We start from the raw sequence: 12,816 nt of genomic DNA on the forward strand, positions 1-12,816 counted from the left end.
TTCCTCATGCTGGATTTGCACCAGCTGGCGAGTATGAGCTTTGCTCGGCGCGCCTGCGCACTCTGTGGTTTTTCAATCGCTAAAATTTTATTTCTATGCGTTATCTCCACCCGCCAGCATCATGCAGCATACATTACTTTCCCTTTTCTCGCAAATTCAGTAATAAGGGATTTCCCGCTTTCAAATTCTTCAGAGGTAAGAGTGATAATATCAAGAGGCACTCTGAATTTTTTTATGGTGTTTATCTCTGCTTCTTTCGTCAATCTTGCCCTTTCAAAAATATCTTTATTTTTAAAATCCTGAGAAATTATCAGAATATCCACATCGCTATCTATAGTCGCTTTTCCCGTGCTATGCGACCCGAATAGAATTATCTTTGAAACTTTCAATCCTTTTTCTTTCAAACAATTCTCAAAGAATTTAATGGCTTCTGCTATTTTGACTTTAACCATTTTAATAACTCCTTCCCTTTTCCAAGCATCTTTTCTGTAATATCCATGTTGTATTCGTTCAGCATTCTTTGCAGATTATCAGGATATCGAGTGAGAACGCTTACTCTGTTCAGAGTGAAGACAAAATCATACATATCTTCAGGTAATTCCAGATCGATAATTTCAATGAGATAAAGCAGATTGTGAGTTTTGGGTGGAGCTTCTTTATTTTTTTGAATGATAAGCCCCTTGAGTGCTTTTTCTATAGATAGATGGCACATGAAGACAGTATAAAAATACCGTTCTCCTTTGAACATGAATTCTGCGGTTTCCATGTCATAATCAGCTTGTTTGAACCATTCATCTTTATCCATGTATTTCGTTTGTAATTGTTTTAATTGCTTATTTGCTTTTCCCGTTACTCCGCCAGCATCCTCTCCCCACAACCGCCTCCATCAGCTTCTCGCTGTCCGCCTGCGATCGCAGGAGTCCGGCTTCAAGCTCATCGCAGAGGGAAAGGCGCTGTTTGTTTCCATAAAATCTCAAATTTTAGGCGCCGATGTTTCCAGAAGACGGAGCAGATTCCGACTTTTCAAGATATGACCTATAACTTAATATATATAAAAGTGTGTGGTTATGATACGATCCAGGTTATGATACTATCCATTTTCCTAAAGCCACACCTGCGCCGCATATAAGCAGGCTCAACAGAATATTAGCTCCAAAAATATTATACTCCCTGCGTTCAAGGAGCTTTAAGCTCTCATAACTGAAAGTGGAGAAGGTAGTAAATCCACCGAGTATTCCTGCATCTGCAAAGTAAGGAAGGGGATTTGTCCCGAATGTGATCACAGAAAGGGTCGTTGAGCCAAGAAAATTCACAAGCAATGTCCCTGTCGGAATATCCCTCCAGACAGGATATATCCCTGAGACCAGATAGCGCAGAACTGCACCAATTGCACCCCCGGCACCTGCTAATAGTATAGGGATCAAGCTCATGCTCCCAGCCCCTTTGCTGCAAATATTTTTCCCAGGAAAACGCTAACCAGGCAAAAACCAATGTTAGCCGTAACATTTAATAAGACAATTGAGCCCTGAAATTGCATTGACTGAACAATGAATGTTGAAAATGTTGTCAGGCCGCCGCAAAAACCAAAACCTATAAGATACCGTTCACGTTCGCTGAAAAAACCAAGTTCTGTTGCATACATCAGGTAGCCCAGGACAAAACTTCCGGTAATATTTACAAATAAAGTGCCGTAAGCACCGGGAAGAGACAATAAGAGGTATTCTCTCAATGCAGAACCAAAAAATCCCCCGATCAAAATATAAACAAACCTGGTTTTTTCCATTTCCTGGTTCAACAGTGGGATTATATAAATATTTTGAGTTCGCCTGAAAGCTTTGAATTTAATAAAAATCAAGTGGTCCGAGGGGGGATTTACACCCCCATATAGCGAACAGAGGAGCTACCCGTTAGGAGGTCGGGCTCGGACACTGATTATTCAATCATCATAATCATATAAATCATATTGTGTTATGTGTATTTAAGGTTATCCGTTGGAGTGGTTTTGTGTGTAGTTTTGGATTTTTTTGTTTAATAATTCCACTGAATTTTAAGATGCAGAAAAAAAACATCATTTTAATATAATAGATATACGTTTTATAATCATAAGTATTGCAAAAAACGTCACAAAAAGTGACCTTTGCTGGCGCAGGGGTTAGCGGAAAGAGGTTCATGAATGACCGTATTGAATGATGCAGAAGAGAATAATAAAAGAAGTATATTAAAATTACAGCGGACTGCACGTTTTTTCGAGGCGCTGCTTCGTGCATCAGCTGATGGCATAGTGATCACTGATGCGGCTAAAAACATCATTTTTGTTAATGATACATTCTGTAAATTTATTTCATGTAACAGGCATAATTTGATCGGAACAAGCATTTTCGTATGGCTTGAAAAGCTCAGTTCCAATGCCAATGAGATATGGAATGAACTGGAAAGCCAGACCAAAAAAAATGGCATAGCCAGAGATGTTGAGTTCCGGATGAATACAGATTCAGATACGAGATACTTTACTGTAAATTCATCTCTTCTTGAACACGTTGACATTGAAGAGACGGGTCTTATTATCAGTATCTGGCAGGATGAGACCGAACGCATACTGACAGAAAAAGCGCTTGCTGGTGCATATGCTGAAAAAATGGAGATTTTCAAAGCTATCGTTCATACAATATCAGATGCGGTATTTTGGCTCGATCCGGAAGGTAATTTCATTTATGTCAATGAATCTGCATGCAAATCTCTGGGTTATGATCATGACGAATTGATGAAGTTAAAGGTATTTGATGTGAATCCACGGGCTGATTCCGCCAGATGGAACGCTGTGGTCAGGCAATTCCGTAAAGAAAAAGTATTCCATGCCGAATCGATACATCGCCGTAAAGATGGCAGTGAGTTCCCGGTGGAGATCGTCTCAAGTTATATCAAGTTAGATAATAAAGAATATTTCTGCGGATTCGGCCGGGATATCACCGAGCGCAAGCATGCCGAGGAATTCATATCCCGGCGGAACATCCAGCTTCGTATCCTGTCAAAGGCGGCACAGAAAATAAATACCGTTCTTGAAATCCCGGTCATCATGCAAAATCTTATAACTTCGGCAATGGAAATTACAGATTCTACAGCCGGAACTGCAGGTTTGATCGTCAACGAAAAAATTGTGTTTTCCGAATATAATGAAAATGGAAAGCTTTTTCCCATAGATTATGTTTTCAAGAAGGGGTACGGTGTCCCGGGGCATGTAATGGAGACTAAATCGCCTTATATTTCCAATGATGCCCGGAATGACCCTTATGTGATCCAGGATATCCGGAAAACTCTTTGTTTTAATAATCTCGCCAATGTTCCTATACTGGACAGGAAAGGCCAGATGCTGGGTTCATTTCAGATCCATAATACAAAAAAACACCGCCAATTCGACCACTCGGATATCGAGATGCTGCAAGGACTTGCTTCAAGTGCAGCGATCGCGCTTGAAAATGCACGGCTGATGGAAGATATCAGAAAAGTGGGGAAAGAAAAGAAGAGTCTCTCATTAATTCTTGATAAAAGCCTTAATGAGATTTATATTTTTGATTCCGAAAAATTCCGGTTCACATATGTGAATTCAGGGGGATGTAAGAATCTGGGTTATTCTCTGAAATCTTTGAGATCCATGACTTTTCTTGACATCACACCCGGATATGATGAAGTGTTATTCCGCAAGTATATTACGCCACTTATCCAGCATAAAAAAAAGAAACTCTTGCTATATACTGACCTTCGAAGGGCGAACGGAAGTCATTATCCGATCGAGTTACATCTGCAATTGATAGAGCAGGAAGGATCACATCTTTTCCTGGCAATCATCATTGACATCACCGAGAGAAAGCGCGCTGAAAAGGCTCTGAGCCTATCAGAGGAGAAGTATCGAACCCTGTATGAAACAATGGCGCAGGGAGTAATTTACCATAATGAATCCGGAACAATAATTTCAGCGAACTTTGCAGCTCAGAAGATACTTGGTTTATCACCGGGCCACTTGATAGGACGGACATCCATTGATCCGATGTGGAAAGCGATCCATGAGGATGGATCTGACTTTCCTGGTGAGAAGCATCCGGCAATGGTGGCTCTTCGGACCAGAAAGGAAGTAAGAAATGTGGTCATGGGTGTATTCAATCCTGAAGTTAAAGAATACCGGTGGATACAGGTAAACGCAATACCTCAAACCAGGTATGCAGAAACAAGGCCATATCAGGTTTATACTACAATTAATGATATTACGGAGCTAAAACGCGCAAAAGACGAGATGCAATTAGCAAATGAGGACCTCAGGATTATCAATAAAATAATCTCAACTGCGACCGGGCTTCTTGACATAAATCAAATACTTGATACAGTCCTTGATGAGTGCATAAAGATCGTCGGGCTTGAAGGAGGAACTATTTGCTTTGTAGAACCGGATGAAACTTTGAAGTTAGGTGCACACAGGAGCACATCAAAAGAGACTATTATTGACCTTACCACAAATAAGATAAGGATAGGTGAATGCCTGTGTGGGGCAGCAGCACGCGACCTTAAGCCGCTTATTCTTCCTGACCGTGAAGCTGTGATCAAATTTGCGACAAGGGAAGCTACACGCAAAGAGGATATACGGTATCATGCAGCATTCCCGCTTATCACAAGAGGAAAGTGCGTGGGAGTACTATGTTTATTCACCCGCACAGATAAAAAACCTGATGTGAAAAAATTGAAAATCATTGAACTTATTTCCTCACAGGTTGCGCTTTCAATCCGGAACGCACAGCTTTACGAAGAAACAAAAGAATATGCATTAACACTCGAGAAAAAAGTAGCACAAAGGACAAAGCAACTGCATGAGAGCCAATTAGGTCTCCTCAATCTCATGGATGATATAAACAAAACGGCGGTTGAACTTGATAAAGCGAACAAGCGCCTTATTGAACTTGATCTCATGAAATCGATGTTCATAGCCAGCACAAGTCATGAGCTCAGGACGCCACTTAACTCCATAATCGGGTTTACAAGCATTCTTCTTGAGGGCTGGTCAGGAGAACTCACACCCGAACAAAGAGAACATATCCAGATAGTCAACACTTCAGGAAAACATCTCCTTTCATTGATAAACGATGTTATTGACATTTCGAAGATAGAAGCAGGGAAACTTGAGGTCCGTGTTTCCAGGTTCAATTTGAAAGAAGTAATAGATGAAGTAGTTTCTACCTTGAAACAAGAACTCAATGGAAAGGGTCTTTTGGTGATTATCGATGTGGCAGACATGGAGTTAAACACTGACCGCAGGCGACTGCTCCAGTGCATAATGAATCTTTTTTCAAATGCAGTGAAATTCACAGAAAAAGGTGAAATCAAAATAATAGCAAAGTCTACTAATAATGAAATAGAAATATCTATTGGAGATTCAGGGATCGGGATAAAGAAAGAAGATATTCCGAAACTTTTTACCCCATTTGTGAGGCTTGATTCACCACTCACGGCCAAAACTTCCGGAACCGGGCTTGGGTTATATCTTAGCAGGAAGCTCACGCAGGAAGTGCTTGGCGGTACGATAAACGTGGAAAGTGAGTATGAAAAGGGCAGTATATTTTCTCTGCGCATACCACGGGAGGTTAAAATTTGAAGATACTGATAATTGAAGACAATCCACAGAATATGAAGTTATTGGCTTTTGTCCTGAAAAAATATGGACATGATGTTATTGAGGCTTTCTGCGGTCTTGAGGGTGTGGAAAAAGCAACTGATTCGCACCCTGAACTCATTCTTATGGATATACAGCTTCCCGACATCGATGGGCTTGAAGTCACAAAGAGGATCCGCGCTAAAGAACCCGTACAAAAGATACCGATAATGGCAATAACTTCATATGCAATGGCAGGAGATCGGGAAAAAGTAATGGAGGCCGGATGCAATGGATATTTTGAAAAACCCATAAATCCTCTTACGATTATGAAAGATATTGAAAAAGTCCTTGAGATGAAAAAACCATGAAAACGCTGGCCATGGAAGATGAATATTATCAAATCCAACACGAAAGGAGGAAAGTAGAAATAGATGCAGGTAGAAAAGATAAATACATTCTTGTTTACGGTTCCAGTGGAGGCTGAGAAATGAAAGTCCTGGTAGTGGATGATAACAGGCTTGACAGGATGATGCTGTCTAAAATGCTCTCATCCAATAACTATGTGGTATTCGAAGCCGGGAACGGGGTCGAGGCATTGAAACTCGCATCATTGGAAAAACCTGACATTGTGGTTTCAGACATCATGATGCCTGAAATGGACGGATTTACACTGCTTCGTGAGATAAGGAAAAGCATATCTTCGAAAGAATTGCCATTTATATTCTACAGCGCATCTTATGTGACTGAAAAAGACAGGGAACTGGCTGAGGCGCTTGGAGTCTGCCGATTCATAATTAAACCTGTTGAACCCAGGGAACTTGTGAATGAAATTACACAAGCTCTTCTTGATATTTCCAGTGGCAAACTGAAAATATCACAACCCACTCCAATAAAAGAAGAAGAGTATCTTGAACGATACAGCCGCCGTATTTTCAATAAGCTTGAGGAAAAAGTGAGCCAGCTTGAAAAGGAAATTGAAAAGCGAAATAGGATTGAAGAAGAGCTTCGAAAAAGCGAGGCGCAATTCAAGGCTACTTTTGAAGAGGCCCCCATCGGTATGTCCCGTGTGGATGCAGAAGGACGAACCCTGGAAACAAACCATATATTGCAGCAGATGCTTGGGTTTATGGATGAAGAACTCAAGGGTAAGCTGTTTACCGGGTTCACTTATCCTGATGACGTGGAACTTGATATAGACCAGTTCAATGAATTGATCCTGGGAAAGAAAGACCAATACATGATAAAGAAACGCTACATCCGGAAGAACGGTACCGTGTTCTGGGCCAGGATGACAGTTTCCCTTGTCCGGGATGCAAAAGGTGATCCGCAATTTGCAATCATTATGGTTGAGGATATCACAGAACGTAAGGAAGCTGAAGAAAAACTCCAGCAATCAGAAGAAAAACACCGGACTTTGATCGAAAATATCCAGGATGGGGTTTTTATTATCTTTGATGGGAAGTTCCAATTCGTAAATGAAGCTTTTGCGAGGTTGTCCGGATATGAAGTGGAAGAAATAATAGGGATGGATTTCAGGCACTTCATTGCGCCTGAGGATTTGGAGAAGGTTTCCGATTATTATGTACGCAGACAGGCCGGTGAAAATGTACCCCATGAATACGAATTCAATGCCCTTCATCGCGACAGGAAAACACGTTTGATCCTGAATATGACTGTGGCGCTTATAAATTTCGGCGGAAAGGTAGCTACCATGGGGACGCTTAAGGATATAACAGAACGCCGGAAGGCAGAAGAAAAGCTTCGCTTGTTCAGAACACTTTTTGAGAACTCAACAGATGCCGTTTTTATTAACGATCCGGAAACAGGACACATCATTGACTGCAATGAAACGGCATGCAAGAGCCTTCAATATTCAATGGAAGAACTGCTGGATATGCATGCTTTTGATTTCGAGGAAACAATCCCGGATAAATTTTCATGGGATGAGCATGTGAAATACATGATGAACAAACGGAATGTGACCATGGAAGGCCTCCATAAACGTAAAGATGGTTCGGTGTTTCCGGTTGAAGTAAATCTCAACATTTTAGTCATCGGGCAAAAAATATATATGATGGCAGTCGTTCGTGACATTACCGAACGTAAGCGCGCTGAGGAAATTATTCGCCAATCAAAAGAATTCTCTGAGACCGTGCTTAACAGCATCAATGATTCAATTTCTATTATTAATACAAAAGATTTCTCAATAATCGACACCAATAAGGCTTTCCTTGACGTCTATGGCCTGAATAAAGAACAGGTGATAGGAAAGCATTGTTATGAAATAACGCATAAAAATGATCATCCCTGTTATTCACCTGAAACATGTCCTTTAATTGAGACGTTGAATACGGGTAAACCTTCTTTGTGTGAGCATGTCCATAGTGCGAAGGGTGGTGTTATTCAAAATGTAGAAGTTTCTGCATATCCGATCAAGAATGAAAATGGAGAAATTGTCAGTGTTGTGCATGTAACAAGGGATATCACTGAGCGTAAGCGTGCGGAAGAAGAATTGAGAATAAAAGCGCAGCTTCTTGATAGCGCTTCTGACTTGATCTATGTCCATGACATGAATGGAAATTTCATTTACCTGAATGAAGCTGCGTATGAATTGCGCGGGCTTACCAGGGATAAGATGATCAGGATGAACCTGCGTGATATTCTGGCTCCCGAATACAGGAATTTTATGGATCAAAGGATGAATGATCTGCTGGAAAAAGGAGAAGCTGTGTTTGAGTCAGTTCAATCAGGAAAAGGTAATACATTGATGCCTGTTGAAGTCCATTCCAGGGTAATAGAATATGGTGGTAAGAAAGTTATCCTGAGCGTGACCCGGGATATAACCTTGCGAAAGCAGGCTGAAAAGCTGCTCAAAGAAAAGGCAAGGGCAGAATTACATGGCTTTATCGTGAGCGCACTTCCTGTTTTTGCATCCGGTGTCCCATCCCAGGTAAGAGATATCCTTATTAAAAATTTTTCTGAAAGATTTGAGATGAATGTAAAGCCCAGGTTTAAGGACGAAATGAAACAAAAGGGTATTAATCATGATCCTGCGCAATTGCTTACAGCATATATGATCTGGGTCTCAGGATTATTTTCAAATTTCGGGATTGAAAATAAAACGACAATAGATGGAAAGAAAGAAGTGCTTGAGTTCAATAATTGCCCCTGGAGAAATGAAGCTCGCGGAAATCCGATATTTTGTTTTATATGCAGGAGTCTTGCAAAACGCAGTTTCACATGGACCGGGCTTAAAGGCAGCGTGGAGCAAAAATCAAGCATTGCCAGCGGTTCAAAGATGTGCAGATTTGAAATTCAAGTCAGGGACGAAAAAAAATGAAGGAGAAATGAACATGGAAAGGATAAAAACAGGTATTTCGGAACTGGATGATATAATAGGAGGATTTCCTGCGGGAAAGACTATTATTATCACGGGTGATCCGGGAAACGGAAAGACTATTTTCGGGCTTCAATTCGCATATACGAATTGCCTGGAAGGCAAAAAGACAGTATATGTTTCCACGGAGGAAGATGCGCCGGAGCTCAGGCAGCAGGGAAAATCATTTGGCTGGAACCTTGAAGCTATCGAGAAAAAAGGATTGTTGAATTTCGTTGAGCTTGCAGGATACAGGGCGATGGAAATAAAGACAGCATTATCCATCAGTCTGGAAGCTGTTAAAGGTGATTTTACACAATTTTTGGATAATCTGCCTGTTGATACCAATATTCTCATTATTGATAGCCTCGGTAGCCATGTATCAAATCTTACTTCATCCGAGTTCCGTGACAGGTTCAATCTTCTTGTTTATAACATGTCACAAAAAGGAATTACTACATTCATCCTTCTTGGTGGAGTTGTTTCCAGGGAATTCGTTGAATTTGCACTTTTCTCGGCTTACGGCGCTATCCAGCTTATGAAACGAGAAAATCCTTACACCGGGCGCAGGGAAAGGGTGATGGATATCGTGAAAATGAGAAATACAAAGACTCCTGTCCAGTTATTATCTTATGAAATCTCATCTAAGGGAATAATTATTACTAGTCCTATTGATTCATCCGATTGATGTATTTACCTTTTCCCGGATATTGCGCTCAATCTCATCAAAAGCTGGCGGCCTGATCTGGAAGATATCAATACCTTCAGGGAATTCTATTGGCCTTCCATCAGTGATGATGAGGATACCGCTTGAATCAGCATGTAATTCTCCAAGTATCCTGGTTGCCGATTTTCCCATTTCATCCTGTATTTCCTGTATCTTTTTTGTCAGGTATTCCCTCCATCTGTCAAAATTGATGTCTTTGCCATAATAACCTTTATGGATTTCTTGTACTTCAGGATAAAAAGATTTTGAGTATTCCTCAAATAGCAGCTTTGACCGCTCCAGCTGGCCGGTTTTTTCAATGCCCTTCACAACTGCTCCATTATCCAGAAGACCTTTTATTAACTTGTAGTGATTATTATCTTTTCCAATTTTTTCGAAATATTCAAGACCTGCTACTTCGTCTTCGTTTACTCCTTCTATATAAATTATACTGATCTTTCCATAGGTTGATATGAAATAATTTATCTTTTCCCTTACTTCTCCCCAGAATCTTTCCACTTTTACCATATCAATATTATATTGTGAAGCGAGTTCTTCAAAAGGAAGTGTGGGGACAACATATAATTTACGTTTTGCCAAAAAGGTTGATGCTTCCGGTTTTTCAATTTTCCCTAACTCTGCCATAATACTCTTCTTATCAGTGAAGAAATATAAACATTACCAACAATTCAAACATTCAAAATTCTTGAGCATGAAACCCTGGTGATGGAGAAACTATGCTGACTTTGAAGAGGCGATCCAATCCCAAAGTCAGCTTAATGCTAAAATTTAAAAATCTGGTCAACATTTTATTTTCATTTTTACATCCGTTCAGATTTTACCCCATTTCTTCAGTGCGACACCTGTCAATCCGATGACTGCAAAAACACCCAAAATCGTATAGAAGTTGAATGCGGATTCAGTTTTTAAAGGTGCTGCGTTGGTAGTAGTCGGGATTTCCTTTGTTATTTCCTTTGTTGTTACTTCCGATGCGGATTTTATGGGTGTAACTGCAGACTGTGGTACAGTTGTTGGTTTAATTCCGCCTCCGGAAACTCCTCCTCCACTTCCGCCACTTGGTCCGTTAGTGGATCCGCCAGGGCTACCTCCAGATTTTTCACTGATAGCATTGAGATTAACACGAATAAGTGTGCCAGCATTCTTTGAATCATACGTGAACTGGGTTGATGGTGTTGCTTTGATGCCATTTACATAAAAATCAACACTAGCTCCATCACTTGCAGCTACTGGAAGCCTGTCGTTCGCTTTTTCTCCATAAGTTCCTCCAGTTAGAACACTAGTAGCTCCAGCCGGGCTAGTTCCTGCTTTTGCGGTTATTGTTGTACCCGCCGGCGCTGGATTTCCGTCAATTTTAACGTCCCCGTACAACATTACAGGTAAACTTGGTGGGCTTTCGGCGCTCGCCATACCAGCCGAGAAAGCGATAGCTATACAAATTATTATTATAGTTAATATTTTTTTACTTGACAAATTGTATCACCTTTTGATAAACAAAAAATTAAGGAATAAACCCTTATAGAAAGTTTATTCCCATTTTACATTTTATTATTCACCTCTTTTAGGGACTATATGCAGGCAATGACGTATTCTGAGTTGCCCAAACCCAGTAACTTATTTTGGGCTGCATCATGAATACATCGGTTCCGACATGTGTTTCGTCAATATTACCACTCTTGCCGTTGATGCCTGCCTTATCATAGCTCTGAGTTGAAACATTAAAGTTCCAGATGCTATAATAGTCAGTATCTATTGCCCCAAGCATCGTTTCAGCATTTCTCGCAGTAGTATCGGTGGTTCCTATAAGGTTCCATCCTTTCTTCACATCGAGAGACGAAGGTACCTGTGGTTGTTCGCCGCTCTTGCGTACAAGATTGGTTATATCCTGCGATGTATCCATATGGATCAGGTAACCTTTCAATGGTTCAAAATTCGTCACTCCGCCAACATATGTCTTAGTAACCGGGTCAAAGCCGAAAAGCCCGTCATACTGAATTCCATTCAATACGTAAGCTACCGTTGAGTTGTTCAATTGGTAGGGTACTGAAATGAACTTCCAATTAAATGCGGGCGTTCCTGATACATTCACTTGTCCATCATTTACCGTAGTGTTGGCAATAGTGGTCGTGGTAGTGTCCATTAAGCTCACATTATCCAGGTCAAGACTATAGATTCCTGATGCGCTGTTCATCGCTGTGAATTGCACGGTTATAAATGTGCCATTTACAGGCGCTGCAGCACTGGATGTTCTGGCAATTCCATATTTTATCCTCCCAGAACTGATTCCACTTCCAGGCTCAGTCAGTGCATCTACACCCAACAGGTTTCCTGCAGTAACTGAATTAGCTGCAAGTTGTGTTGCATCGTAGTTCAGTTCAACATGCGCAAACTGTACATTAGCGCTTCCCGAATCGATATTCACAGTAAAAGTGAATGTTCCGCCAGGCGCCACTACCTGTGTTGAAGGAGACACGAATACTGTGGCTCCTCCAGTACCTGGTGTGGGTGTTGGTGTCGGAGTTGGAGTTGGCGTTGGTGTCGGAGTGGAAGCACCAGGGGTTCCTGATACATTCACTTGTCCATCATTCACCGTAGGGTTGGCTATAGTGGTCGTGGTAGTGTCCATTAAGCTCACATTGTCCAGGTCAAGACTATAGATTCCTGATGCGCTGTTCATCGCTGTGAATTGCACGGTTATAAATGTGCCATTTACAGGCGCTGCAGCACCGGATGTTCTGGCAAGACCGTATATTACTTTCCCTGGGGTTCCGGTTCCACTTCCAGGCTCAGTCAGTGCATCTGCACCCAACAGGTTTCCTGAAGTAACTGAATTGGCTGCAAGTTGTGTTGCATCGTAGTTCAGTTCAACATAAGCATACTGCATATTAGTGGTTCCCGAATCGATATTCACGGTAAAAGTGAATGTCCCGCCGGCTGCCACATTCTGTGTCTGGGGTGACACGCTAACAGTCGCTGCTGATCCTGCGCCTGCAATTGCTAAAATAATAAAAAGGGAAAGAGAATAGACCAGTATTGGTCTATTTCTTTTTTCCTTTTCAATTTTGGTGTTCATAGTTTATA

The 12,816-nt window shown here is 41.1% G+C and carries 11 protein-coding genes; 4 read left to right on the forward strand and 7 right to left on the reverse strand.

Annotated elements, in window-relative coordinates; translation table 11 throughout:
- Positions 1-119 precede the first annotated feature (119 nt).
- From CL181_RS12585 to CL181_RS12600, 4 genes are all read right to left on the reverse strand, one after another.
- Positions 120-452, reverse strand: coding sequence for a nucleotidyltransferase domain-containing protein (locus tag CL181_RS12585; protein WP_097299663.1), 333 nt, complete (start codon positions 450-452; stop codon positions 120-122).
- A complete protein-coding gene (locus tag CL181_RS12590) occupies positions 434-877 on the reverse strand; it encodes a HEPN domain-containing protein (RefSeq protein ID WP_217993170.1) in 444 nt (147 codons plus the stop codon). The genes CL181_RS12585 and CL181_RS12590 overlap by 19 nt, the downstream gene beginning before the upstream one ends.
- A 205-nt stretch (positions 878-1,082) precedes the next feature.
- Positions 1,083-1,430, reverse strand: a complete 348-nt coding sequence (locus CL181_RS12595; RefSeq protein ID WP_176505208.1) for a CrcB family protein — start codon at positions 1,428-1,430, stop codon at positions 1,083-1,085.
- Positions 1,427-1,783, reverse strand: a complete 357-nt coding sequence (locus CL181_RS12600) for a CrcB family protein (RefSeq protein ID WP_141398900.1) — start codon at positions 1,781-1,783, stop codon at positions 1,427-1,429. The genes CL181_RS12595 and CL181_RS12600 overlap by 4 nt, the downstream gene beginning before the upstream one ends.
- Positions 1,784-2,173: 390 nt before the next feature.
- Between CL181_RS12600 and CL181_RS12605 the strand changes: the two genes are divergently transcribed.
- From CL181_RS12605 to CL181_RS12620, 4 genes are all read left to right on the forward strand, one after another.
- Positions 2,174-5,635 (forward strand): PAS domain S-box protein, encoded by a 3,462-nt coding sequence (locus CL181_RS12605; protein WP_097299665.1) that lies wholly within the window; start codon positions 2,174-2,176, stop codon positions 5,633-5,635.
- Positions 5,632-6,003 (forward strand): response regulator, encoded by a 372-nt coding sequence (locus tag CL181_RS12610; protein ID WP_097299666.1) that lies wholly within the window; start codon positions 5,632-5,634, stop codon positions 6,001-6,003. The genes CL181_RS12605 and CL181_RS12610 overlap by 4 nt, the downstream gene beginning before the upstream one ends.
- Positions 6,004-6,122: 119 nt before the next feature.
- Complete coding sequence (locus CL181_RS12615; RefSeq protein WP_097299667.1) at positions 6,123-8,975, forward strand: PAS domain S-box protein; 2,853 nt, start codon at positions 6,123-6,125, stop codon at positions 8,973-8,975.
- 13 nt (positions 8,976-8,988) lie between these two features.
- Positions 8,989-9,699: a gas vesicle protein GvpD gene (locus tag CL181_RS12620; protein ID WP_097299761.1), complete on the forward strand. Its 711-nt coding sequence runs from the start codon at positions 8,989-8,991 to the stop codon at positions 9,697-9,699.
- Here the strand turns inward: CL181_RS12620 and CL181_RS12625 are convergent.
- The 3 genes from CL181_RS12625 to CL181_RS12635 form a co-directional block, all read right to left on the reverse strand.
- Positions 9,688-10,362 (reverse strand): hypothetical protein, encoded by a 675-nt coding sequence (locus CL181_RS12625; protein WP_097299668.1) that lies wholly within the window; start codon positions 10,360-10,362, stop codon positions 9,688-9,690. The genes CL181_RS12620 and CL181_RS12625 overlap by 12 nt on opposite strands.
- Before the next feature lie 186 nt (positions 10,363-10,548).
- Positions 10,549-11,208, reverse strand: a complete 660-nt coding sequence (locus CL181_RS12630) for a hypothetical protein (protein WP_141398901.1) — start codon at positions 11,206-11,208, stop codon at positions 10,549-10,551.
- 88 nt (positions 11,209-11,296) lie between these two features.
- Positions 11,297-12,808, reverse strand: coding sequence for a cohesin domain-containing protein (locus CL181_RS12635; RefSeq protein WP_097299670.1), 1,512 nt, complete (start codon positions 12,806-12,808; stop codon positions 11,297-11,299).
- Positions 12,809-12,816 lie beyond the last annotated feature (8 nt).

It is taken from the genome of Candidatus Methanoperedens sp. BLZ2, assembly GCF_002487355.1.
Classification (GTDB): domain Archaea; phylum Halobacteriota; class Methanosarcinia; order Methanosarcinales; family Methanoperedenaceae; genus Methanoperedens.